The organism is Pseudanabaena sp. CCNP1317, assembly GCF_034931345.1.
Classification (GTDB): Bacteria; Cyanobacteriota; Cyanobacteriia; order Pseudanabaenales; family Pseudanabaenaceae; genus Pseudanabaena; species Pseudanabaena galeata.
This window is the reverse complement of sequence record NZ_JAYGIF010000061.1, coordinates 23,722-48,817: the sequence shown is the minus strand read 5'-3', so window position 1 is coordinate 48,817 and position 25,096 is coordinate 23,722. Positions and strand designations below refer to the sequence as shown.

18 protein-coding genes are annotated in these 25,096 nt (G+C 42.6%); 7 read left to right on the top strand and 11 right to left on the bottom strand.

The annotated features are described in order from the left end of the window. Window positions 1–103: 103 nt before the first annotated feature. Window positions 104–4,177, bottom strand: a complete 4,074-nt coding sequence (locus VB775_RS13495) for a GAF domain-containing protein (protein WP_281009233.1) — start codon at window positions 4,175–4,177, stop codon at window positions 104–106. Window positions 4,178–4,843: 666 nt separating this feature from the next. Here VB775_RS13495 and VB775_RS13490 point away from each other — a divergent pair. Beyond that, the gene (locus tag VB775_RS13490) at window positions 4,844–5,356 is read left to right on the top strand and encodes a Dps family protein (protein WP_281009234.1); all 513 of its coding nucleotides are present in this window, start codon (window positions 4,844–4,846) and stop codon (window positions 5,354–5,356) included. Window positions 5,357–5,672: 316 nt separating this feature from the next. Then, window positions 5,673–6,809, top strand: coding sequence for a glycosyltransferase (locus VB775_RS13485; protein WP_281009235.1), 1,137 nt, complete (start codon window positions 5,673–5,675; stop codon window positions 6,807–6,809). 144 nt (window positions 6,810–6,953) lie between these two features. Here VB775_RS13485 and VB775_RS13480 read toward each other — a convergent pair whose 3' ends face one another. From VB775_RS13480 to VB775_RS13470, 3 genes are all read right to left on the bottom strand, one after another. After that, the gene (locus VB775_RS13480) at window positions 6,954–7,775 is read right to left on the bottom strand and encodes a hypothetical protein (protein ID WP_281009236.1); all 822 of its coding nucleotides are present in this window, start codon (window positions 7,773–7,775) and stop codon (window positions 6,954–6,956) included. A gap of 248 nt (window positions 7,776–8,023) precedes the next feature. Next, on the bottom strand, window positions 8,024–9,361 hold the full coding sequence (locus VB775_RS13475; protein WP_281009237.1) for a glutamate-5-semialdehyde dehydrogenase: 1,338 nt from the start codon (window positions 9,359–9,361) through the stop codon (window positions 8,024–8,026). A gap of 224 nt (window positions 9,362–9,585) precedes the next feature. Continuing rightward, window positions 9,586–9,954, bottom strand: coding sequence for a response regulator transcription factor (locus VB775_RS13470; protein WP_281009238.1), 369 nt, complete (start codon window positions 9,952–9,954; stop codon window positions 9,586–9,588). A gap of 428 nt (window positions 9,955–10,382) precedes the next feature. Here VB775_RS13470 and VB775_RS13465 point away from each other — a divergent pair, with 428 nt between their 5' ends. Both VB775_RS13465 and rnhA read left to right on the top strand, forming a co-directional pair. Further along, entirely contained in the window at window positions 10,383–11,024 is a 642-nt protein-coding gene (locus VB775_RS13465) for a response regulator (protein WP_281009239.1), read from the top strand. A gap of 380 nt (window positions 11,025–11,404) precedes the next feature. Next, a complete protein-coding gene (gene rnhA / locus VB775_RS13460) occupies window positions 11,405–12,319 on the top strand; it encodes a ribonuclease HI (RefSeq protein WP_281009240.1) in 915 nt (304 codons plus the stop codon). A 379-nt stretch (window positions 12,320–12,698) separates the two neighbouring features. Here the strand turns inward: rnhA and VB775_RS13455 are convergent, their stop codons facing one another. The 3 genes from VB775_RS13455 to VB775_RS13445 all read right to left on the bottom strand — a co-directional run bounded on the left by VB775_RS13455 (window position 12,699) and on the right by VB775_RS13445 (window position 14,373). Next, entirely contained in the window at window positions 12,699–13,088 is a 390-nt protein-coding gene (locus tag VB775_RS13455) for a transposase family protein (RefSeq protein WP_281009241.1), read from the bottom strand. 204 nt (window positions 13,089–13,292) lie between these two features. Continuing rightward, window positions 13,293–13,949, bottom strand: coding sequence for a glycerol-3-phosphate 1-O-acyltransferase PlsY (gene plsY, locus VB775_RS13450; RefSeq protein ID WP_281009242.1), 657 nt, complete (start codon window positions 13,947–13,949; stop codon window positions 13,293–13,295). 217 nt (window positions 13,950–14,166) lie between these two features. Then, the gene (locus VB775_RS13445) at window positions 14,167–14,373 is read right to left on the bottom strand and encodes a hypothetical protein (protein WP_199310483.1); all 207 of its coding nucleotides are present in this window, start codon (window positions 14,371–14,373) and stop codon (window positions 14,167–14,169) included. A gap of 319 nt (window positions 14,374–14,692) precedes the next feature. Between VB775_RS13445 and VB775_RS13440 the strand changes: the two genes are divergently transcribed. Continuing rightward, a complete protein-coding gene (locus VB775_RS13440; protein WP_281009243.1) occupies window positions 14,693–16,375 on the top strand; it encodes a DUF6930 domain-containing protein in 1,683 nt (560 codons plus the stop codon). 241 nt (window positions 16,376–16,616) lie between these two features. Next, window positions 16,617–17,675, top strand: coding sequence for a thiamine phosphate synthase (locus tag VB775_RS13435; protein ID WP_281009244.1), 1,059 nt, complete (start codon window positions 16,617–16,619; stop codon window positions 17,673–17,675). A 300-nt stretch (window positions 17,676–17,975) separates the two neighbouring features. Here the strand turns inward: VB775_RS13435 and VB775_RS13430 are convergent, their stop codons facing one another. The 4 genes from VB775_RS13430 to VB775_RS13415 all read right to left on the bottom strand — a co-directional run bounded on the left by VB775_RS13430 (window position 17,976) and on the right by VB775_RS13415 (window position 24,037). Further along, on the bottom strand, window positions 17,976–18,806 hold the full coding sequence (locus tag VB775_RS13430; protein WP_281009245.1) for a response regulator: 831 nt from the start codon (window positions 18,804–18,806) through the stop codon (window positions 17,976–17,978). A 35-nt stretch (window positions 18,807–18,841) separates the two neighbouring features. Beyond that, window positions 18,842–21,331, bottom strand: coding sequence for an MASE1 domain-containing protein (locus VB775_RS13425; protein WP_281009246.1), 2,490 nt, complete (start codon window positions 21,329–21,331; stop codon window positions 18,842–18,844). 77 nt (window positions 21,332–21,408) lie between these two features. Next, window positions 21,409–23,358, bottom strand: coding sequence for an ABC-F family ATP-binding cassette domain-containing protein (locus tag VB775_RS13420; RefSeq protein ID WP_190578363.1), 1,950 nt, complete (start codon window positions 23,356–23,358; stop codon window positions 21,409–21,411). Between the two features lie 94 nt (window positions 23,359–23,452). After that, window positions 23,453–24,037: a hypothetical protein gene (locus tag VB775_RS13415; RefSeq protein WP_281009247.1), complete on the bottom strand. Its 585-nt coding sequence runs from the start codon at window positions 24,035–24,037 to the stop codon at window positions 23,453–23,455. A 30-nt stretch (window positions 24,038–24,067) separates the two neighbouring features. Between VB775_RS13415 and VB775_RS13410 the strand changes: the two genes are divergently transcribed. Continuing rightward, the gene (locus VB775_RS13410; RefSeq protein ID WP_281009248.1) at window positions 24,068–25,075 is read left to right on the top strand and encodes a glycosyltransferase; all 1,008 of its coding nucleotides are present in this window, start codon (window positions 24,068–24,070) and stop codon (window positions 25,073–25,075) included. The last annotated feature ends 21 nt before the right edge of the window (window positions 25,076–25,096 follow it).

The following is a 25,096-nucleotide window of genomic DNA, read 5'->3' as shown; positions in this document are numbered from 1 at the left end:
CGCAAAAGATAGCTAAGACAAAGCAAACCCCAAAAGATGAATTGCGGCACGAATCGCTGCCACTCATCTTTGAGGGTTTATGTCCTAAGCAAAACTTACATTGCTATCGCTTATTCAAATTTTGGATTTGTTCTATACCGATGATAATGTGTTCTAAAAGAATTTTGGCATTGTGAGGTAATTCCCCTTTTTTACTAGTTTCTTCCAATATGCTAGCTCGCTTAGCTACACCAGTAACACCGATCGCAGTACTAGAACCTTTGATAAAATGTGCTTCATGCACAACCTTATCATAATCCTGTTGAGATATGGCGATTTCTAGTGCTTCTATATGTTCAGGCATTGAGCTAACAAAAGCCTGTAAAAGTTCTTGCTTAAAGTCATTATTTCCGCTAGATATTTCCTCAAGATATTCCCAATCTATTTCTATAATCAATTCAGGATTGGTGACACTTTGCTCTTGATTACTGGCAGAATGGATATTTAACAAACAGTCTTCCACAGTAGAATCTAACTTAGTTGAGATGCGAGTAGCAAATACTTGTCCCCAATGAGATAGTTTTTTGGCTAGATCTTCCTTACGCACAGGTTTACTTAGGTAATCATCCATCCCTGACGCTAAACAGCGCTCGCGATCTTCTTCCATAGCGTTAGCCGTCAGCGCAATGATAATAACCTTAGCAGCAGAATAACCTTCTGCTGCTTCTAAGACCCGAATTTGGCGGCTAGTGCTATAACCATCTAAGATCGGCATTTGACAATCCATCAAAATAATATCGTAATGAATTTGCGAGAATAGCTCTAAAACCTCCTGCCCGTTTGCCGCAATATCAGTCTGATATCCTAAACTTTGAAGTTGATTGATTGCCACCTTTTGATTAACTAAACTATCCTCTACAAGTAAAATCTTTAGATTAGAAGGTAAGACGGAAGAAGGAATACATAAAGAATAAATGGGAGACTCAAAAACTGATTTTTTGGCATTCCCTGAGATGCTTTCAATTAAACAATGTAAAAGACGCATCTTGCGGACAGGTTTGCGAAGATACTCGGCAAAGCCAATCTCGATCATGCGAGTAGCATCGCCACTTTGATCGAGAGATGTCAACATCACTAAGTGGATATATTTGAGTTTGGTAGAGCTTTTAATTTGTCTCCCCAGTTGCTCACCATCAATTTCAGGCATTTGCTTATCAAGAATGGCAATTTGATATGGATCAGTTGCCGCGATCGCCCTTTCTAGATAAGTTAAAGTCAACTTAGATTGCTGAATCGTATCAACACGCATCCCAAAGCTACTAAGTTGATGGTAAAGAATATTGCAATTAGTAATACTATCGTCAACTACAAGTACTCTCAACCCTTCTAAAATTTCAGCACCCACATCATTGCGAGGGCAGTTTTTCTGTTTCTGGAAGGTAACTATAAACCAAAATGTCGAACCCTTATTCTCTTCACTTTGTAGATGGATTTCGCCCCCCATTAACTCTACAATTTGCTTGCATATCGCTAATCCGAGTCCAGTTCCCCCATATTGACGAGTTGTTGAGGTGTCAACTTGAGTAAATGGCTGAAACAACTTTGTTTGGACTGATGGAGAAATACCAATACCAGTATCAATAATCGCAAATTTTAAAACAGCATCACTATCAGTCTCAGATTGCAGTGTAACTTCAATTACGACTTCTCCTTTAGATGTAAACTTGATGGCATTGTTAGCCAAATTTAGCAAAACTTGGCGTAAACGACTGACATCGCCTCGCAACCATTTAGGAACATTAGGATGAATAAATGAAGCTAGTTCAATATTTTTAAAATAAGCTGATGGAGCAAGAATTTCTGTAATTTCTTCGATGATAATATCTAAGTCAAAGTCAAGACTCTCTAATTGCATTTCACCAGCTTCTAATTTAGAGAAATCCAGAATTTCATTAATTAAATTTAATAAATGATCGCCACTAGAACGGATAGTGTCGGCAAAGTCCCTCTGACGAGCATCAAGATCGCTATCCAGTAACAGTCCTGTCATCCCGATCACGGCGTTCATTGGGGTGCGAATCTCATGACTCATAGTTGCCAAGAACGAACTCTTAGCTAATGTAGCTTGTTCTGCTTCTAAACGAGCCGCTTCCAAAGCAATATTTTGCTCCTGTAAGAGTTTTAGTTGTTCTTTTTGTTGAGCCAGCAGCCTTGACTGAGCGATCGCGATTCCAATTTGATCGGCAAGCTGACTCATGAGACTAATCTCAAAGGATTCCCAATGTCTTGGTGCTGAACATTGATGGGCGATCAGTAGCCCCCACAACTGCTCATTCTCAAGAATGGGAACAACCAGATTTGCTTGCACTTGGAAACTGGTCAAAAGTCCCTTGTGACATTCACTGAGATCCGACTCAGCTATATGATCGATCGCCACCTTTCGTCCTTGTTGATAGACTTGCCAATGCCCTGATTGAAAGCAAGTATCTTGAATATCAGTATTCAGTGTGGAGCGCCATTTCGGATTGATTGATTCTACTTCTACAGATCCACTCCAATCGGGATGAAATCGGTAAATGAGGACACGATCAGCTCGAATTAATTTGCGGATCTCACTAACGGAAGTATTAAGTATTTCTGTAAGGTTTAAGGATTGCCGAATACGCAAAGCAATATCGGAAAGCAACAGCGATCGCCAGTTCTGTTTGTGTAAATCTCTTTCAACCTTACGCTTTTCCATGAATTGACCGATCTGTCTACTGATCGCTGTGACTACATTAAGTAGTTCAGGACTGGGATTTTGGCATTGACGGCTAAACATCGTAACCACAGCCAAAGTGGTCTCATTCTCGCCACAGACAGGAAAACTTAACGCATAGTTGAGCCCTAATTTTTTAACAGCTTCTGATTTATAGAAATTAGGATATTGCTCAATCTCCACACACTTAGCACATCCCTCAGCCCAAACTGAACCAATCAACCCAGATCCATACTTAACTGACATTAGTTGATGAGTTTGGATCAGTTCTGTTGCATTAATAGCGGGGTTGGTATAACTTGTCATGAGGTTCAAAGTGTGAGGATAGCTACTGGTAAGCCACAGTTCTGCAATATCCCAAGATAATTGTTCGCATAGTATGCGTAAGATGCGAATTGCAGCGCTACTAAAGCTAGAAGATTCTCCAAGAACTCGTGCTATTTGATTTTGGGCAGTTACCAGTTTTTCGGTTTGTTGACGATGAAACCGATCCTTTTCAGCTTCTTTTTGAGAAGTAATATCTTTCGCAACGCATAGAAATCCCGTAATCTCTTTCTGCTCGTTACGAATGGCTGTAATCGATAGTAAGACAGGAATGCGATCGCCATTCTTACAAATATAAGTCCAGTCCTTCTCAAATACTTCCCCCAACTTTACCTTAGCTGTCAACACTTCAAAGCCAACATCAATCGGTTGTTTTAATTCGACTGATAATTGCTGCGATCGTTCATTGATTTCTGTAATGTCATGGAAGATTACAGGGATTTTGCCAATCACCTCCGATGCTTTATATCCCAACATCAACTCTGCTTCTGAGTTGAAGGATTGAATAGTACCTTGCAAGTCAGTGGCAATAATTGCCAAATTAACGCTATCTAAAATCGCTTGTTGGAGCATCGATACTTTCTTTGATGACTCAAGTACAGACACAAGGAGCTTTGAAGATTCATTGTTGCGTCTTAACTCTAATTGGCTGATGACTATACGACTAAGGGCTTCGAGTTGTTGAATTTGGATAGATGTTAGGGTCTGCGGCTGGAGATCGATGACGCATAATGTTCCTAATGTGAAATTATCAGAAGTTTTTAAGGGTATACCAGCATAAAAGCGAATTTGCGGATTACCAACCACCAAGGGATTATTGACAAAACGAGGATCTTGAAGTGTATCGGTTACTAGCAACATGGTCTCGTTGGCAACTACATGGGCGCAAAAGGAAATGTCGCGTGGTGTCTCTGATATATCAACGCCAATACAGGACTTAAACCATTGCCGATCGCGATCGATTAACGATATCAAAGCGATCGGTGTGCCGCAGATACTAGCAGCCAGTTGCGTCAAGTCATCGTATTCCTGCTCTGGCAATGTATCGAGGATGTTATATCTCTCAAGGGCTGCTTGGCGATCGCTTTCATTCAATGGTATTTGAGGCTTTTGCATAAAGTTAAACCAAATAAATACTTTTATTCCTCGCTTATCCCCCGTTTCATCAAAACGCTTGTAACTATAGCAGTAATCCTAAATGAGTCATGAAAAATAGAAGCTTATAACAAGAGGCTTAAGTCCCTTGCCTTTCTCACAAATGAAGGATGTCTGCTAAGTAGCTGACCATAATTAAAACCTAAAGCCAGAAGCCGTATCGCCCGTTACGCGAGCGGGACAGCTTTCTAGATTTTTAGTTTACTTATGCCTATATAGCGGTTCACAGTCTAGTGAAGTACGGGATTGTTTCCCCGCCTTCGGCGGGGAAACAATCCTTTGTACCTCGCTTGCTTAAAAAGCCCTATAGCGCTCCTAAATGAGTTGTAAGATTTTGAGTGTTGGTACGCCCCGAAGGGGCGCACCAACACAACCTATTTAGGATTTCTATATTCAAGATAGTTATAATATTAAATCCGATTTAGACAGATTGCAAAAAGATAGTTTAGAGCGTGTTTGAGGAGTTTTGGTATAAAAGGGGATTAAAGGGGGAAAGCATAAATTTATGCTAGATAGAAGACTTCTCAAACCATCTCTCAGAATGGCGGCGCTTTGCGCCGCCATTCTGAACTATCTTTTTCAGATTTGATATAATACATACAGAAAGTAATAATCAGGATAATTATAATGGGCAAAAACAAGGAAAAGTCAACTGATAAAGAGCTATCTGGCTCGATTAATATTGGGATTTCTGAAGAAGATCGGACTGCGATCGCTGAAGGACTATCGCGATTGCTTGCTGATACCTATACCCTTTATCTCAAGACCCATAATTTTCACTGGAATGTGACAGGACCAATGTTTAATACATTGCACCTGATGTTTGAAGCACAATATACAGAGCTTGCCCTCGCTGTCGATCTCATTGCCGAACGCATTCGCTCCCTTGGCATTCCTGCCCCTGGAACCTATTCAGCCTATGCAACACTCACTTCGATTCCTGAAACTGAAGGAGTTCCTAAAGCGACAGAAATGATCAAGTTGCTAGTCGAAGGACAAGAAGCGGTAACACGTACTGCTCGTTCCATTTTCCCGATCGCAGAAAAATCAAGTGATGAACCTACAGCCGATCTCTTGACTCAACGGATGCAAGTCCATGAAAAAACTGCATGGATGTTGAGAAGTTTGTTAGAAGAATAATCATAAATTAGAGCGCTTTGCACTTAAATCCAAGCCAAGGAAGTTTTTAAAAGCGTTGCAAAGCAACGCTTTTAAAAACTTCCTTGGGGTAAATTTGAATGCGCGGCTTAATTTAACGTGAGTTCGATATCGCCATTAGTGTCGTGCGAAGTACGACGCTAATGGCAAAAAATGGTAAGAATCGCTAAGCGATTCTTACCATTTTTTGCTTTCATCGAACTGACGTTAATTTAAGATAGGATAAGTTTTTAGAATATAAGCATCTCCATCGAAGTTGAATAATCCGCTTTTTTTGATAGGTTTCCCGATATTTTTTTTGCTTTTACAAGTCCCCGCGACACTTGTACTACTAAAACGCCTTAGCACAGCCCGCGATCGCACATCACCGTTACTTCCCCTTGAGCCAGCAACCGAAGAATTAGCCAAGCAATCGCCTAAAGTTTCGATAGTCATCCCTACACTCAATGAGATCGATCGCTTACCGACTTGTTTAGAAGGATTACGAGATCAAGCTGCCAAAGAAATTATTGTGGTGGATAGCCGATCGCAGGATGGCACACCCGAATATGTGCAGAAATTGCAAAAAGAGTTTCCTATTCCCCTCAAACTAATTACCGACGATCCTCTGCCCGAAGGTTGGGTGGGTCGTCCTTGGGCTTTACATACAGGATTTTTGCATAGTGATCCAACTAGTGAATGGGTGCTGGGTATCGATGCTGACACCTTGCCGCAAAAGGGACTAGTAGCTAGTTTTGTGCAGCAAGCCACTGAGGACAATTTTGATATTGTTTCCCTATCACCGAAGTTTATTCTCAAAACCGCAGGTGAACAATGGTTACAACCTGCCCTATTAATTACCCTGATTTTTCGATTTGGAGCAACAGGCGATCGCACCCAATTTACTGAAGATCGGGTGATGGCAAATGGTCAATGTTTTTTATCCAAGCGTGCCAAGCTGGTCGAACTAAATGGCTATGAACTTGCCAAGTCTTCATTTTGCGATGATGTTACCCTTGCAAGAGCCGCCGCCCAACGTGGCGCAAAGGTGGGCTTTCTCGATGGGGCAGCATTGATGCAGGTGCGAATGTATACATCAATGGCGGAAACATGGCGCGAATGGGGGCGATCGCTTGATCTTAAGGATGCCTCAACTCCAACACAAACCTTTGCTGATTGCCTCTTACTTACGTCTGTTCAAGGTTTACCGATACCTTTGCTAATGGCTCTGTCAATTTGGCAACCTGTACCATCGCTACTGATGAATATCTGGTTTTGGCTCAATGCCTTTCTCATATTTATTCGCTGCTTACTAGTATTTGGCATTCGTACTAGTTACACCGAAGTGGGCTTTTGGTTTTGGCTATCTCCTCTAGCTGATCCCTTTGCCGTAATGCGGATCTGGATTTCCGCACTCACCAAACCCAAAAGTTGGCGCGGGCGCACTTACTCATAAGACCACATCAGACAATGGGCTTAAGCCCATTGTTATCGCAAATCTTGCTGTAACAAACCCCCAAGAAGAATTTTGAAAGCGTCGCAAGGCAACGCTTTCAAAATTCTTCTTGGTTTGGGGCTATACGCTGAGCGCTGCTTGAAGCTAGAAAAATGCAACACGACTATCAAATCCTTGACGACGAATAGTTTGGCTCAAAGTCTCAGCACTACTGCGATCAGGATAGCCCTGCACTTCGATATAAGTGCCACGATAGGAAGAGCGTAATTGAGCATTAGGTGCGATCGCTTGGACTCGTTGCAACTCCGATACTAAACCCGTGGGAATAATCACGAAGTAGCGTAATTGTGTGCCAGAGGGTGGATTTTGAGCGGTGATCGGCGGAATACTTTGAGTCGGGAAAGACTGACTTTGTGGGGGAAGCGCTTGAGGCGATCGCACAATTTCGATCGCATTGTTACTAGGAAACCCTGAGTTAGGCACGTTGGGTAATGGCTCATCTATCCGTACTGTTGGAATCGATTCCACAGGAATTGGCGCGGATGAAATGGGTGGATTGGGAATAGCTGGGATCGAACTTACAGGCGCTGAAGGAAAAGTTGCAAATTTACTTTGTACAGTTTGGATTTGGGGATTTAGCCCTGCTTGACTAAACTGAGCAGCACGGCGTTGTGCAAGATTTAAGTTATTGAAGCGTCCTAGTTGCACCACCTGCTCACCTGTGGCTAAGCGACTGACAAATGCGTCGGGCGCTAACACTTTAGCTTGTTGTACATTTGCCACATTGGGTAAATAGACAAGGTACTGCGTGCTGCTGGCATTGGTGGGGACCGCTACTGGGAAGGAGTCATTTGGGAAAGACTGGGCGTTGGCGCTAAAGTCGTTGATCGCAGTGGTGCTAATACTCAACAGAGATACTAGTCCAAGGGAAACGTTGCGAAGAGTGTTTTGTGTGTGGAGTCTCATATGCTTGAGCTGAAGGTAGCAAAAAATGAAATTGGGCGCGATTGTACCATACTCTACAAGACTCACGTAATCTCCTTTAGTTTCAAACAGCAATTCTCATTATAAAAATCGGTTTTTTGAAAGCCCGCCGTTGGCGGGCTTTCAAAAAACCGATTTTGGTGTTTCTAGCGCCGAAGGCGCTGGAAACACCAAAATCGGTTTCATAATGAGAAAATAGCTTGAAGGGCGGCGCTTTGCGCCGCCCTTCACTATAAATCGCGATGGGTAAAGGCTTTAGCCTTTGCACCTGTGTAGTTAGCCACGATATGACCATCACCCACAAGGCGATACTTATAAGTAACTAGCCCTTCTAAACCCACTGGCCCACGAGGCGGCATTTTGCTGGTGCTAATGCCCACTTCTGCACCAAAGCCATAGCGGAAACCGTCAGCAAATCTGGTTGAACAGTTGTGAAATACCCCAGCAGCATCGATATCGCTCATAAATATCTCGGCGATCGCTTGATTTTCGGTGACGATCGCTTCGGTATGTTTCGAGCCGTAGATAGTGATATGGGTGATCGCCTCATCTAAAGAATCAACAATTTTGATGGACAAAATCAAATCACAATATTCCGTTGACCAGTCGGATGCTTTTGCAGGATTGATCGCCATGATTTCCAGAGAGCGATCGCAGCCACGTAGCTCTACACCACGCTCTTGCAAAGCAGGTAAAGCTAAAGGCAAGAATTTAGAGGCGATCGCTTTATGTACTAACATCGTCTCGATCGCATTACAAGCCGCAGGATATTGGGTTTTGCTATCGACTGCGATCGCTACAGCTTTTTCCAAATCCGCCGACTCATCTACATATAAATGGCAGACTCCATCGGCATGACCGAGAACGGGAATATGCGTATTGTCTTGGATGTAGCGCACAAACTGATTAGAACCTCTAGGAATAATCAGATCGATCAGTTTATCCATCTTTAAAATAGCCAAGGTTTCGGCGCGGGTGGTCAATAGCTGCACCACATTTGGCGATACGCCACCCTGTTTTGTAAATAGCTCTTCTAACGCTTTGTACATGACCAAAGCGATCGCTTCACAGGAATGTACTGCTTCACTACCACCTTTGAGAATCACGCCGTTACCTGACTTAATACCTAGCGCTGCAATTTGGGTAACAGCATCAGGACGCGCTTCAAAAATTACCCCGATTACGCCCAATGGGCAAGACAAACGCTCTAATACTAAGCCTGCATCTAGCTCACGATGAATTTGGCGATCGCCAATGGGATCTTCAAGGCGAATTACATCGCGCACACCTGCGATCATGCCCTTCAGTTTATTGGCATCCAGTTTGAGGCGGGCGATCAAGGCGCTGGACAATTGGTTCGCATTAGCCGCAGCGATATCCTTTTGATTAGCTACCAAAATCATTTCAGTTTGTTGCTCTAGAGCAATTGCGATCGCTTCTAAAGCAGCATTTTTGGAAGCAGACGGCAATTTCGCTAAGGCGATCGTAGCCGTGCGAGTGCGTTGGATCGACTCTAATAAATCTTGTGGCAAATCCTGTGACAAATCTATAGATACATTCCCAGACACGTTAATCTCTATTACTTTTCGTGGATTACATTTGAGCTTTGGGCATCGCCTTTGAGTGTAGGGCTACTGCGTAAGTCTTATCTTATAGCAATGCAAGCCTTGCTTAGGGCATAAAACCCAAAAGCAGAGTGGCGGAGCTTTGCTCCGCCACTCTGCTCACTATAAAGCCCGCCAACGGCGGGCTTTTATAAAACCGATTTAGATAATGAAAATTGCTAGTAACCCTACGATATTCTCAATAAAGTCCTTACTGTATTCATCAATTCATCTGGGAGAAAAGGCTTGCCAATATAAGCATTTGCCCCTTGTCGATATCCCCAATGGCGATCAGCTTTGGTACATTTAGACGAACATATAACGATGCTGATATTCCAAGTTTCAGGATTGTCTCTCAGTTTCCGACAAAGCTCATAGCCATTCATTTCAGGCATTACAATATCTAAAATCGCGAGATCAGGATGTAACACCTCAGCTTGGGCGATCGCTTCCACCCCATTCTTAGCAGTCACAACTTCAAACTGATTGTTTTGAAGTAAATTAGCTATCATTTCCCTCTGAGTCTTACTATCTTCAACAACAAGAATTTTGGACATCGAAGAAATCCTCTAAGTTCTACATTTTCATCCTAGAACTGAGGTAGAAATTGCACATGAAGACTAAGTCCTGAATTTACTAGTACTTTAGTCCCATTCAAAATTGGGACTATCGCTACTTGTTCGTTAATATATAAACAGCTAATTTAAGGTAATACCAATCTGCACAAATAAACCAAGAACTCAAGCTCTTGGTTAAAAGCTCAAGTCTGCTGATGCAGTCTGAAGAATACTTCTAATTAAACCGTTTCAACAGGTTTGCGCTTTTAGCTCGTATTTGATACCAAAGCACAAAATGGCTACGCCATTTTGTGCTTTAAAAACCCTTACTGGGTTTGGTTTGTAATTCACAAAAGTGTGGCAATACTTTCGTGAATTGGTATGAGTACTTGAGTGCAGGGCGATCGCCCAAAGCATAGGTAATTCCCATGACAATCCGCATTTTACTTGTTGATGATCATGCATTTATTCGTCGCGCCCTGAAGATTTCTCTTGGCGATGAATCTTCTTTGGAAATTGTTGGAGAAGCCGAAAATGGAAACTTAGCGATCGCCCAAGTAGAGAGCCTCCAGCCAGATGTTGTTCTCATGGATATCCAAATGCCTCTTATGGATGGAGTGGAAGCCACTAAACAAATTTGCGATCGCTTCCCCGAAACAAAAGTTCTAATTCTCACCGTTGATGATACAGAAGAATATGTTTCACAAGCTTTGAAATATGGAGCATCAGGATATATCTTAAAGAATACGTCTCCCGAAGAATTATCATTCGCAATTCAAGCTGTCTATCGAGGCTATATGCACTTAGACTTAAACTTAGGTCGAAAAGTAATTGCCCGAATTCCTGAGATTTCCGAAGTATCTACAACTGATTGGGATAAACTCACTCCTAGAGAGCAACAAATAGTAAAATTAATCGCTACTGGCGCAAATAATGATGAAATAGCTAATCAGCTTTATATATCCACAAGAACTGTCAAAAATCACATTACCAATATTTTGAGTCAGCTAAATTTACGCAACAGAACTCAGATTGCGATCTTAGTTACTTCGATTCTTAACTATTCGTAACTGATAAGTAGCTCACCATAATTAAAACCTAAAACCAGAAGCTATGCCGCCCGCAACGCAGGCGGCACAGCTTTCTAAGTTTTGAGTTTACTTATCTACTTATTACATGGCACAAAATCTAATCTTGATCAACATATAGCAATCCTAAATAGGTTGTGAGAGTGCGCCCCTTCGGGGCGCACTCTCAAACTTACAGAAATCATCAATCAAACAAATCAAAATATTTTTTGAAAGTGTTGCTTTGCAACACTTTCAAAAAATATTTTGATTTGTGTTTGGGCTCAAAACTCTGTAATAGTATTCTGTAGTTCACTAAAGTAGACTTTAGCTTCTAGCCAAGAACTTGAGTTTTTGGTTTATTTTCAATTAGCATCAACCAAATGACAAGCAAAATTTATTTAAAAGGCGTAAGAGCCTATGGATATGTAGGATATCTTCCTGAAGAAAATGTATTGGGGCAGTGGTTTGAGGTGGAGGGTACCCTATGGGTAGATTTTGAGCAATCTACCCATAGCGATGAAATTGAAGATACGGTTAACTATATTTCCTGTATTCGCAAGATTGAGACTTTAATTCAGACGCAGAAATTTAAATTGATTGAGAGATTGGTTGGGGCGATCGCTGACAGCCTACTCGAAGACACAAAAATCTCTCAGGTCGAGGTGAAGGTCATCAAGCATCCGCCAATTCCAAATTTCTTAGGTTCAGTTGCTGTGGAAATTGTGCGATCGCGTTCTCAAATCACCTCTAAAAATGCAACTACAAAATTAGAATCAGCACCAGAATCCATAAATTTTCCTCAACCCAAAACAATCCCTAACGCCCAATTCCCAATCCCCAGTTCAACCGAAGCTAAAATCATCAGCATCCACACTGATGGAGCCTGTTCCAAAAATCCAGGGCCTGGGGGTTGGGGTGTAGTTGTTCATTTCTCTGATGGTAGTACTAAAGAACTGGGCGGCGGTATTCGTGAAACTACTAATAATCAAATGGAACTACAAGGAGCGATCGCAGCTCTAGAATTTCTCGCCAGCCATAAACAATCCACGCCTGTCGATCTCTACACTGATAGTAAATATGTTCTAGATGGCATTACCAAATGGATCAAGGGTTGGAAAAAGAATGGTTGGAAAACTAAGGATAATAAGCCCGTCAAGAATCAAGAGTTTTGGCAACAACTCGATCCTCTCAATACTGCAAATATTCGATGGCATTGGGTAGAAGGACATTCTGGAGATCCTGATAATGAGCGATGCGATGCGATCGCTCGCAGCTACACTGCCAAGTATATGTAAGTTATACCTATTCACGAAGGTGTGGCAACAGGTTTCTGTAGAAGTGAAGTTGCTCATTTTTGGTTGCCTCACGCTTGGAAATCATTGTAAAGCTTAGCTTTTGCCTCTATAGTTTGTAGCGCGATCGCCTATCGCCAAACCTGAAGTCCAGAGATTAAGATCCCCGACTTTTTTTGAGAATTTGCAAATCACTTTTGATAGCAAAGAAAAAGTCGGGGATCTGGGCAGTTACAGGTTACTTTTGATTGCAGGAATGACCATTAAGAATCTCTAGCTCTTTTCGCCTGTTGTCGCCATTCCTCTAATTTCTCTTCGGTAATGGGATTTTTTCCTGCCTTTAGCTCCTCAAGCCACCCTTTTACTTCCTCATCTCCAAAGCTTAGATAGTCAGCACCTTCTGCTTAGAGTCAGTCTGATTGGTCACAGTACATTTGATGCTTTTGCCATCCATCGCCAGCCATTGTCCTGATTCTCCTGTCTGGCTATTTTTACACCACTCGTTAAACAGTTTCACGAGTGGTTCGATTTCTACTCCCTGAATGACACGGCGAAAGGTTGAATATGACGGGATTCGGCTCTCGGTTGGTAGCTCTAGCATTGTTTGCAGGGTTCCCCAATGTTTCTCACAAAAATCGGCTAATGGGCGATATCCGTGATAGCCACACAATACTTCCAGCAAGGTTAAGCACATTACTAACCATAGTGGATGGCGTTTACCTTTGCTTTTTCGATGGTCTGGGATCTGCTTTAATTGTTCTATAAAGTTCATGGTCTGGTCTTGCTTTTTGCTTAGCTTTTACCAGACCATTTTTTACTATTTTGGCTACTTGTTTTTCTGTAACCTCAGCCCACTCTCCCTTCCCGAAAATGAAACCACCCTGCCTCTTGGGAGAAGGGGTTGGGGGATGAGGGTAGATTTTCTATCTGCGTAAGGTGAGTTAAATAAGCAAAGGGTCGCTTCGCGACCCTTTGCTTATTCTGGTTTGCTTTCAGTTTTAAAACTTAGCTCTGTGCCATTGAGAATACGCTCAATGTTAGAGCGATGCAGCCAAATTATAAAGATGCAGCCCACAGTTACAAAACTTGAATAAATGATATCCCCTTGCAATGTCCACATGAAAACAGGGGCGGCGGCGGCGGCAGCGATCGAGCTAATCGAAACAGTACGCCAAATTGCCATAGTTGCCAACCAAATACTAAAAGCAGCGATCGCCGCGATCCAATTCAACATACACAAAATTCCCACCCCTGTCGCCACAGACTTACCACCCTTAAACCCCAACCACACTGGACGGCTGTGACCAATCAGCGCTAGCATCCCTGCCCCAATCACAAATAGGGATAAATTATTAGTAATCGGTGCTTGAGTATAGCCAAACGTTGAAGCCAAGAGCATCTGCAAGTAATTCGCCGATTGCATCATGTAAATGGCGATCGCCCCCTTCGCAAAATCGGTCACAAATACAGTAATTCCCGCCAACTTGCCCACATTGCGCCAGACATTGGTTGCTCCTGTCGAGCCTGAGCCAAGCTCACGAATGTCTATACCCGCCATCCGTCCCACCAAATAACCTGTGGGGAAAGATCCTAAAAGATAGGCGATCGCAAGCAACAGATAGGGAAACCACATAAGCTGTATTTCATAAACAATAGGGGCTAGCGCAAGCGCTACCCCTATTCTCTAATATTGTGGTAATTACAGCGCTTTGCGCTTTCTAAAAACCAAAGGAAATTTTAAAAGTTTCCCTTTAGTACATAAAACCCAAATAGTGTGAGGCGGCGCGAAGCGCCGCCTCACACTATTTGGCTATCGATTAAAAAAAGGAGACGCATTGCGTCTCCTTTTTTTAATCGATAGAAATAGATTGTGGACCGTCATTTTTGCCATTATTGCTAGCAGAAGTCCCCGTAGTTGGTGTTGCTCCTTGCTTTTCTAGCCAACCCTTTAGAGGATCTTGTTGGAGATCGAGCTTGAGAAAGCCCGAAACGAGTCCACCAAAGAAAGCAACGGGTTGCCCTACGAACTCATTGAAAATCGGTTTTAGCTCGTCCATAAAAATGCAGAAATATATTTGGGGTTGTTTTAGTTATCGGTTACAGCCTTTTGCAAGCAAAAGGAATACAAAGGACTTTTTAAAAGTTCTTTGAGTATGATTACAGCGCTTTGCACTGCAATTTTTAGGTCGTACCTATAACAATTGTATCTTTAAAATCTGGAAAGTTGAAAGGATTACATCCCTCTAGGCTACTTTCACTCTAGTGATTGCTATAATTTCTGATCAAATCTAGCAATTTCTCACCATATCGTAGTTAAATCAATCAATGCACTCTTACTAATTTCTGCAAGAGTGGCAAATCTAGAGAATATTTTCGATGACCACGCTAAACCGATCTACTCTTCGCCGCCTCAAAAAACTCAAGCAGTCATCTGCGGTTTGGGAAGGCGATCGCCGTGCCTTACCAGCCAAGATCCGCCAACCACAAGACTCTTCTAATATTATCCCCCTCCATGCCCATGATGAAGAGTCGAAGCCCCATTGCATTTTGTGGGTAGATGGCTCGATGGGAATGGTACGTTCTATGGACGTAGTTGATTCGGTGGTGGGGCAAGAAGCCTTTGTCCGCGCGTTGCTACAGGCGATCGAACATCCTCAAAGTCCTGCTCAGCCATCCTTGCCCCAAAAGATCTTGGTATGCGATCGCGAACTCCAGTTCTATTTGCGTGGCGTACTACAGGACTTAGGAATATCGGTTGAATATGTCGAGCGCTTACCTTTAATTGACGAAATTTTCTCCCATATTTTGGAAAGCTTTACGGCAAATCCGCCTGTTGTGCCAGAAAAGTTTGCCGCAGCCTTGCATAAGCAATCTGAGCATTTATGGCGAAATGCTCCTTGGAATACCCTGTGGGATCATCAAGTAATTTCGATCAAGCTTGATCAATGGGATCTCGACACCCTCTATGCGATCGTTATGGGCAAAATGGGCTTAGAGCAGGGCGTAATTTTTTACCGTTCCGAAGAGTCGCTAGTCAAATTTCGGCATCGGATTGTCTCAGGTAGCTCTGAAGATGAGATCGAAGAGACCTTTTTGCATCAAGACTGCCTATTCAATCTCTTTGAAACCCCTGAGTTAGAAATGGAAGATGATTTTCCTCCTTTTCCATTTCGCGGCAAAATCAGATCTGTACCTGCGGCAACTACACCGATGAAGCCGATTTATGGGGCTTTGCACCCTCTCGAAGGTGGTAGACCCTATCTCTATGACGAAGAGGCGATCGCCTTGACGGTGGCGTTAGAGGCTTTAAATAAATTTTGGGAACAGTACCATAAGCGCTTGAATTCTAATTTTGGCAGTCTCTCAGGCACTTATACGATTTATGCACCGAGTCTTGATAGTGATGTCGAAGAAGCAATCAAGGTTGTCGTTAGGACTATGCCCGATCTGGCTAATGAGTTACATCAATTAGTCGATGAAGATGACGATGAGGATGATGGTCCCTTAATCAATGAGGATCTCTGGCCAGAAAATGCCCTGATCCATATGATGACCATCCCTTGGGAACAGGTGGAATTTTTACGCAATGCGTCAATTCATCAACAGTTATCTGAGGCAGTCTCAGCGATCGCCCCAGCCCGAAAAGGTGAAGGCTTACCAGGGCTAATGATTCAAACTTCGCGTCCTAAAGCATTGGAATTGATCGAAGAAATCAAGGAGTTTGATGGTATTCAGTCTTTATGTTTTAATCCTGCTGAGGATATCTTTGGTAATGCTTGTCAGCTTGGCTTAATGGTGATGGGTAATGATGATCTTCATCTATTTGGCGAATTTGACAAACAAACTCTTAATGGTGAACACCACAAGCGTTGGAAACAACGTGCCAAAACCACTAAAGGCAATGTCTGTGTGATTATCGCGATGGGCATCACTGGGGCTTCTCGCGCTAATCCTGCACCGCATCATATTTTGGGCTACTACGAAATCAAGATCATCGACGATAAAGAATTAGGCTTAGGCAAGTTACGCGCCGAACCTGCCTTTGACTTTGAATTTTAGAAATCATTCAAGAATTACTTTCTGCGGTCAAACGCTCTAAGAGATCCCCCTCAATCCCCCTTAAAAAGGGGGAAGAAGATAATTCTCCCCCCTTTTTAAGGGGGGCTGGGGGGGATCTAAGCAATTCTTAAATGGTTTCTTAAATTCGGAGCGCTTAGCGCTCCATTAATAGCGTGCAAAGCACGCTGCTTAAATCCATTAATGGCGTGCTTTGCACGCCACTTAAAAATATGGTTTTTATATGTCTCAACAAATCATTTACCGCATCCTCGATGCTAACCTCGATCGCGCCCGTGAAGCCTTACGAACCATCGAAGAATGGTGTCGCTTTGGCTTAGAAGATGTGGACTTATGCGATCGCTGCAAACACATGCGCCAAGAACTCGCTCAATGGCACAAAGAAGAATTTCGTCGCGCCCGTAATACCCCCGACGATCCCGCCACAGGGTTGAGCCATGCAAATGAATCTATTCGTGCTGATGTCCAAGCTGTCCTCAGAGCGAATATGGGACGCTTACAGGAAGCGCTTAGGGTTTTAGAAGAATATAGCAAAGTCGTTGATCCCACGATGGGAGAAGCGATGAAACAAATGCGCTATCAGGTCTACACCCTTGAGAGTCAATTACTGACCCATGAAGTTACCAATATTGGTGAAATCCGTCGCCAAAAATTACAAGCTGCAAATTTATATCTGGTGACGATGCCCGTAGAGAATATTGTCTCCGTTGTGGAGTCGGCTCTCCAAGGTGGTGTACAGATCGTGCAGTATCGAGAAAAGGATGGTGAAGATAGCACTCGCTATGCGATCGCCCAACAGCTTTGTGATCTCTGCCATAAATACGATGCTTTATTTCTAGTTAACGATCGCGTTGATATTGCGATCGCTGTGGAAGCCGATGGTATCCATGTGGGACAGACGGATTTACCAGTTTCTGTAGTCCGTCAAATTCTGAATGCTAACGGCGGCGATGCTTCACAGTACATCATTGGGCAGTCAACCACCAATCCCCAAGAATTAGAGATTGCTCTAAATAATCAAGTGGATTATGTTGGTGTGGGTCCAGTCCATGCCACGCCCACAAAACCTAACAAGGCAGCTTCAGGGCATGAATATGTCAACTATGCTGCTCAAAATATCAACATTCCTTGGTTTGCGATCGGTGGGCTGGATGAACACAATTTAGCAGCAGCGATCGCGGCGGGAGCAAAACGAGTTGCCGTAGTCCGCGCCCTAATGAAAGCTGAGCATCCCGATCTCATCGCCAAACAAATGCGATCGCTTTTACAAACCAAAAATTAAATAGCGGCGCGTTGCGCCGCTATTTAATGTCTAAAAAAGGTGTCGGTATTGTACATATAGCAAAGCAAGGTTTGCTTAGGACTTAAAACCCAAGAATCGAGTGGCGGCGCGAAGCGCCGCCACTTGATTCTTGGGTTTTGGTTTGTACTAGCTAACTCTTTTTTTGCTATATTTCTAATTTTATTGGTAGGGGCAAACCCCCTGTGGTTGCCCAGATTTCTACTGGGTAGGCACGGGGGCGCTACCCCTACATCCAATTAAAAAAGGCGTTTCATTATGAGAATATATGCAACACCTTTTTTATTCGGGTTGCTTTTTAGAAGTAATATCTCTAATCGTGACTGTAAAGCCATCGCCCAACTTGACCACTATTACCCGATACCAACCAACAGGCTCTGAAGTGTAATAGATCTCTTCATCCAAAGGAACCCCTGTCTCCACCACATTAACTAAGCGTTCAAACAGTTGGCGATTAAACTTTTCTAGAAACCTTCTTAGCACTAATTTACCAATTAAATCTTCGCGACTGCGATCAAATATCCTCGATATCATCGGATTCAATACTAAGCAACGGAAATCGATAATATTACCTGTAATCGGATCGCGAACAGCCTGCATGGCAGCAATACCATCGGAAACACTATTTAAAACGCTGGTAATTAAAGCCCGCGATTGATAGAGCATTTCTTCGGTTTCTTTGTGCCTAGCGATTTCGTCTAGTAGTAACCGTTTCTGACGCTGAATTGTCAATTGGTTTTCGAGACGGACTAATACTTCTTCGCTTTGAAAAGGTTTACAAATATAGTCAACCCCCCCAGACCAAAAAGCTTTTACCTTATCAAAAACATCATCTAAAGAGCTAATAAATATCACTGGGATATCACGTAAATCCTCATCCTCTTTGAGGGCTTGGCAGACTTGATATCCATCCATTTCTGGCATCTTGATATCCAAAAGAATCAGATCAGGGCGTTTTACCTTTGCTGTTTTGAGAGCCATTCTTCCGCTAGTTACACTGCGGACGGTATAGCCAAGGGTTAGCAATAGGTCACTAAGTAGCTGCAAATTTTCTGGAAGATCATCTACTAAGAGGATATTGCCTGTTAATTCAAGCGAAGGATGGTAAATCATGAATTATGTTGCCAATATAAGCAGAGTGCAGAGCGCTATTCGATATGTGTGCAAAGTAATGGCTCGGTGAGATCAATTAATTTCTCAAATTGGAAATTACGCACTAGTTTAGTTAGCGATCGAACTAAGAAAATTTCTGTGTCTGGAATTTCCCCAATTAAGTTTATAACAATATTTTTGTCAGCTTCAAGAGCCGATCTATATAATTGCATAATCCAGCTATCTGGCATAATTTTTAAATTTTCAGAATTTAACGATATCTCCTCGGAAATATCACTATCATGCTCATAAAGCTGTATGTTTTCGTATGTATACTTCACGCCAAGATGTTTAGCTAGGGTATCAAAAATAGTTTGTTCGCTAAAGGGTTTACGCACAAAATCGTCACACCCTGCTGAAAGCACGATCGCTTTCTCTTCTTCTAAAACACTAGCAGTTAAGGCGATCACGGCGGTGGCATTACCTTTAACGGTGGACTTAATGTGCTTAGTTGCCTCGTAGCCATCCATTATGGGCATTCGCATATCCATCCAAATTAGGTGTGGTTCCCACTGATCCCAAATAGCGATCGCCTCTAGTCCATTACTAGCTTCTTGAACTTCAAAGCCCATTGGACTTAGCATCTTGACTAGCAACTGGCTATTAATGGGCTTATCATCAACCACTAAAATTCTGTAGTTGGGCTGATCAGGTGCAAGAGCTAATGTGCGCCTTTTTTGGCTTGGATCACTAATTAAAGGTGTACCAATTTGGGCTTGAATCTGAAACTGGAAAGTTGTGCCTTTCCCAAGTTCGCTAGTGACAGAAATATCTCCACCCATCAACTGTACAAACCTGCGGCTAATCGCTAACCCTAAGCCTGTACCTTCTTGTTTTTCGCGACCAGCCTGAGCCTGAGAAAAGGATGCAAATAGTTGAGGTAGTTCTGCTTCTGCAATACCTACGCCTGTATCTCGAATGCTGAAATTGAGGATACATTTATCGCTAACTATATTGACTGCATTTTCTACGGTACTTGTGGCAGCATTGGTCAAAGTAATAACGACTAAACCCTCTTTGGTGAATTTAATTGCATTGCCAATTAAGTTAAGTAAAACTTGACGCAGTTTTACTTCATCAGTGCAGATATAGCGAGGTACTTTAGGATCGCGCTCAAAGAAGAGGTCTAAACCCGCATTGGCGACCCGTAATTGGAGCATGTCTTCAATATCCTCCAACAAATGATCGAGATCAAAATTTTGAATATAGAGTGTAGTCTTGCCTGCTTCAATTTTTGATAGATCGAGAATATTATTAATTAATGTCAATAAATAATCACCACTGCGGTTAATAATACTGGCATTTTCGTAATGTTCTTTTGCGAGGTTGTTAGCTCGCATCATTAACTGAGAGAAGCCAAGAACTGCATTTAGTGGCGATCGCAATTCATGACTCATATTTGCGATAAAAGTACTTTTAGCTTGGTTTGCGGACTCGGCTTTAGCAGCAAGTTCTAGAGCTTTTGCTTCACTTTGTTGTAAGTCTATCGTTCGATCTAGAACGCGCTTTTCTAGGTCAGTATTAGCTCTCTGCAAACTCAAATTCGCTTGCTTATTTTCCTCAACGATCGCCAAGATCGCCAAGGTCATAATCGAAATCACCCCCATAAAAATTTGTAATAGCAGGAGTGAATCGCCCGTAGCAATTGCTTTATAAAATATCCCAAACTTATTGGCAGTAGCGATCGAAGCTGTCATCGATATAAACATGACAAACAAAGTCGTTAGTCTATGACCAAAGCGAAAAGCTGACCAAATCAATGGTGGTAACAGAAGGTACTCAAGGGGTTGGGCTTCATAAAAAGAAAAATAGGACACCACAATTATGCTTATGAAAGCCACCACTACTTCCCAACTAAGATAAGGGTTGCTTTCTTCTTTCTGATTTGGTTTTAGCCATGTTAGAGCCAGCGAAGCAAAGATTAAAACACCAACCGAATCACCAATCCACCAAGGAAGTAAGAAGTTTGTAATAAAGTTAGCACCTTCATATCTCCTAGTTAGGGCATAGATACCAACCCCAGTTATAGTTTGCAGAATCGTTCCACTAAATATCGAACAAAGTACAAATGTGACTACATGGCGAACTTTAAGGAATGGGTATGTAGTATGGGTAAACTTTAAAATCAGAGAAACTGTGATCAATGTGCCGATTGTGGAACCGATCGCTGCTCCTGATGCAGGTATCAAAACTCTCCACCAGTTTCTGTGTAAGTTATACAGCAATATTCCGCAAAACATTCCCAACCATCGCGATCGCCCAAAGAATAGAAGTAAGCCCGCATTTAGCCCAGAACCCGGCCAAACAGGAGAAGGTCCAAGGGTTGAGAAAATGGTGTTAGCTGCAAACCAAGATGAAATAAAATAGGCAACTATAATACAAGCTGACTCAACCCACCAGCGTGGGTTATGTACTTCTATACCTAGTTTTGACAGACCCAACGGAGAGCTATTGGTTTTTTGAGTAGAAAATTTGTTGCTTTCCATTGCAGCTATTCCTTTTCAACTAAAGACAAGTTTTTAATAGAGCAAAGATGGACGTTTGGGGCTGCCTTTGTTGTTCTCTAAATTCGCTCGGCAAGTTCTAGCCAGCGCTCAGTGGATGTATTGATCTCCATAGTTAGTTCGGCTAAGCGAGCGGATAGCTTCTGTAATTCCGTATGACCACTAGGCGGATTGTGATAAAGATTCTTCTCGATTTGAGTCTTTTCTGCTTCTAGTTTGGGGATTTTTGCTTCTAACTCCTCATATTCGCGCTTCTCTTTGTAAGAAAGTTGCGAAGTTTTTTTGGATTCCACTTTGGATTTAGCAGTTTCAGGAGCAGATGGTGCGATATTACTGGACTTCTGCTCTTTAGTTGCTTTATTAGCAGCTTGCTCCTTTGCATCACTAGATTCTTTCTCAGCCTCGTCTTTCTTGTATTCTAAATAGATAGAATAGTTTCCAGGATACAGGCGCACTTCACCTTCGGCTTCAAAGGAAAAAACCATCTCAACAGTCCGATCAAGGAAATAGCGATCGTGGGAAACAACAATTACACAGCCGTTAAATTCTTCGAGATATTCTTCTAATACAGCGAGGGTCTGCACATCGAGATCATTCGTCGGTTCATCGAGGATCAAGACATTGGGAGCCGCCATCAATACTTTCAGCAGGAATAAGCGCCGCTTTTCACCACCTGACAGTTTGTTGATCGGCGCATATTGGGTATTACCAGGGAAGAGAAATCGCTCGAGCATTTGCGAAGCAGTGATGATGCTTCCATCAGAGGTTTTCACCAATTCAGCAACATCCTTGAGATAGTCAATTACTCGCTGATTACCATGTTCAGCAAGATCATCGGAATGTTGATCGAAGTAACCAAAATGGATCGTCGTGCCGATTTCCACCGTGCCTTCGTCGGGCTGTAAACGTCCCGTCACAATATTCATCAGCGTAGATTTACCCGCGCCATTACTGCCGATAATACCGATGCGATCTTCAGGCGTAAAGTTATAGGAAAAGTCTTTGATCAGAGTGCGATCGCCATAGGATTTACCGATGCGATCAAGTTCCACTACTTTTTTGCCGATGCGTCGTCCTGCGGTGGTGATATCAACCTTGGCATTGGCTTGTTTAAATTCTGTGGCTTGCAGAGCATGGGCGCGATCAATGCGTGCCTTTTGCTTGGTACTCCGCGCCTTAGGTCCTTTTTTCAACCATTCCAATTCCCGCCGTAATAGTCCTGCATGTTTACGCTGCGTACTCAGTGATGACTCTTCTGCTTCCGCTTTTTTCTCTAAATAATAGGAATAATTGCCTGAATAGGAATACAAATCGCCGCGATCAATTTCAATAATGCGATTGGTAACGCGATCTAGAAAATAGCGATCGTGGGTAATCAGCAATAAAGCACCACGATAGCGATTGAGATAGCTCTGTAACCATTCCACCGAGAGTGCGTCAAGATGGTTAGTCGGCTCATCCATCAGAAGCACATCAGGTGCAGAGAGTAATGCTGAGGCGATCGCAATTCGTTTGCGATACCCACCTGAAAGGCTACCGATTTTTGCTTCTAAATCATCAATTCCTAATTTAGTTAACACAATTTTGGCGTTAGTCTCCAAATCCCAAGCCCCCGTCTGATCCATGCGTTCAGATACTCGCGATAGTTGCTCTAGCAACCGATCCATATCGCCATGTCCGTGGGTTAACTTATCGGAAATTTCTTCATATTCCTTGACTAGGGACATTTGCTCGCCGCTATCGGCAAATACTTGTTCTAAGACCGTATTTTCTTCATTCAGGTCTGGCTGCTGTGGTAAATAGATAATTTTGGCGCTGGAATTTACCCAAAGTTCACCGCCATCACTATGCTCTAGCCCCGCGATCATTTTAAGTAATGTGGATTTACCCGAACCATTTGTACCGATCAGCCCGACTTTATCGCCTTCATCGAGGCTAAAACTAGCATCCTTGAGGATTTCCTTGATGCCAAAATCTTTGCGGAGCGATCGCAGTGTAAAAAGTGCCATGCCTAATCATCATATGAACTTATGTCTTAGTTTAACTTCAGTGCGCCTAGAAAATGTCCAAATAAATGAAGGCGGCGCTTCGCGCCGCCTTCATTTATTTGGAATTAAACCGATCCCAGAAAAATAAAAGCAAGGTGATCCCTGTCAAAAATCCGTAAATCCCCCCGACCACCAGCGTTAAAAAATATCCCAACTGCTTGATCATTAAACTCCCCACCATTACGCCCACATACCAACTGCCCGTAGTACCCGCAATCCACCAACCCGATCGCTTAAAGTGGTGTTTCATTATTGTCCATTGCATAAATCCCGTCGAAAAACCCCGTAAACAAGCATAAATCGCTAATAAATCTACTGCTTCGCCATAGGTAATAGCTAATTGAAAACTCGCCCAAGAACTTAGCCCTCCGCCCACAGCACCACCGACTAAAGTCGTCCATAACCATCCCAAGCCGCCAATATATCGCCTGATCACTAACCACTGGGCTATGGCGATCGCCAAACTCATCACAGCAAAACTCAGAAACACCCCAAAATCGCCTGTTATATAATCTGTAACAAAAGCGCTAACTCTGCCTCCACCTGCATAACTGAGAGATGTAGCCACAGTCCACAGAGGCAAGAAACTCCAATGGAGTTTTTTGCTGGTTATCGCTTTTAACCTAAACTTGTTTAACAAGGATTTGAGCCTAATATTTGAGCTTAATAAATGAGAAGACTATACTTTTTATTACCAGGGACGACTGATAAATTTGCTTGTGGGGGCTTATGGGCTGAGCTAAAAACGCTGGAATTAGTTAAAAAAGTTTGTCCTGCGGAAGTAGTCACCTATCGTCAACGAGAGCAAGGACATTTATGGCTAGATGATTTGCTGAAGGGTGGTGATACATTTCAAGCTTTGGATGATGTGATTTTTGTGATGAGTTGGGGGTTTGATGTTGCCAAGCTAGCTCCTAAACTAAAACGTTTAAATGCGATTTACCATGCCCATAGCGCAGGTTATGGATTTAATTTACCCGCTAGCGTGCCAATTATTACCGTCAGTCGTAATACGCTCGGATATTGGGGACAGCGATCGCCGCATTCGTTAATTTATTATTTACCAAACGAGATTTCCGACAAGTTTCAAAATTGGCAAGGCGATCGCGATATAGATGTACTGGTTCAGGCTCGCAAATCATCTAGTTATCTGATGCGCCAATTGATTCCTTCGCTCCAGCAAAAATGCCGCTTAGAAGTAATTGATTATTATGTTGAAGATTTAGAAGGATTGTTTAATCGCGCTAAGGTCTATCTATATGATTCCGCAGAATATTGGGCAGTTCAAGGTGTTACCGAAGGATTTGGGCTACAACCAATGGAAGCTTTAGCCTGTGGCTGCCAAGTTTTTTCGAGTGTCAATCATGGCTTATCAGATTATTTAGATCCTGCTTTTAACTGTTACAAGATTGCAGGATATTCACAAGAGTTTGATATGCAAAGGATTCTCAGAGTGATTCAGACCAATCAAAAGTTATCTTTGTCGCCAACATTATTAGATGAGTATCGTGCTGAAAATATCATCAAGCGGTTACAGGTAATTTTGACGGAATTAAATGAGTTTTTTGATCACAAGCAGTTATACCAAAGTAATATTCCCAGCTTGGGTTATTGGCAAGTAATGAACCTGCGATCGCAGAGAATATTGGCAAAAATCAAAAAGAGACTTAAATTTTAGTTTGCCGATGTCTAGTTTTGG

Excerpts from the sequence above, each read along its gene's own strand:
- VB775_RS13495 (WP_281009233.1), bottom strand. The coding sequence starts at position 4,177 with ATGCAAAAGCCTCAAATACCATTGAATGAAAGCGATCGCCAAGCAGCC.
- VB775_RS13490 (WP_281009234.1), top strand. The coding sequence starts at position 4,844 with ATGGGCAAAAACAAGGAAAAGTCAACTGATAAAGAGCTATCTGGCTCG.
- VB775_RS13480 (WP_281009236.1), bottom strand. The coding sequence starts at position 7,775 with ATGAGACTCCACACACAAAACACTCTTCGCAACGTTTCCCTTGGACTA.
- VB775_RS13470 (WP_281009238.1), bottom strand. The coding sequence starts at position 9,954 with ATGTCCAAAATTCTTGTTGTTGAAGATAGTAAGACTCAGAGGGAAATG.
- VB775_RS13465 (WP_281009239.1), top strand. The coding sequence starts at position 10,383 with ATGACAATCCGCATTTTACTTGTTGATGATCATGCATTTATTCGTCGC.
- rnhA (WP_281009240.1), top strand. The coding sequence starts at position 11,405 with ATGACAAGCAAAATTTATTTAAAAGGCGTAAGAGCCTATGGATATGTA.
- VB775_RS13455 (WP_281009241.1), bottom strand. The coding sequence starts at position 13,088 with ATGAACTTTATAGAACAATTAAAGCAGATCCCAGACCATCGAAAAAGC.
- plsY (WP_281009242.1), bottom strand. The coding sequence starts at position 13,949 with ATGTGGTTTCCCTATCTGTTGCTTGCGATCGCCTATCTTTTAGGATCT.
- VB775_RS13445 (WP_199310483.1), bottom strand. The coding sequence starts at position 14,373 with ATGGACGAGCTAAAACCGATTTTCAATGAGTTCGTAGGGCAACCCGTT.
- VB775_RS13440 (WP_281009243.1), top strand. The coding sequence starts at position 14,693 with ATGACCACGCTAAACCGATCTACTCTTCGCCGCCTCAAAAAACTCAAG.
- VB775_RS13435 (WP_281009244.1), top strand. The coding sequence starts at position 16,617 with ATGTCTCAACAAATCATTTACCGCATCCTCGATGCTAACCTCGATCGC.
- VB775_RS13430 (WP_281009245.1), bottom strand. The coding sequence starts at position 18,806 with ATGATTTACCATCCTTCGCTTGAATTAACAGGCAATATCCTCTTAGTA.
- VB775_RS13425 (WP_281009246.1), bottom strand. The coding sequence starts at position 21,331 with ATGGAAAGCAACAAATTTTCTACTCAAAAAACCAATAGCTCTCCGTTG.
- VB775_RS13420 (WP_190578363.1), bottom strand. The coding sequence starts at position 23,358 with ATGGCACTTTTTACACTGCGATCGCTCCGCAAAGATTTTGGCATCAAG.
- VB775_RS13410 (WP_281009248.1), top strand. The coding sequence starts at position 24,068 with ATGAGAAGACTATACTTTTTATTACCAGGGACGACTGATAAATTTGCT.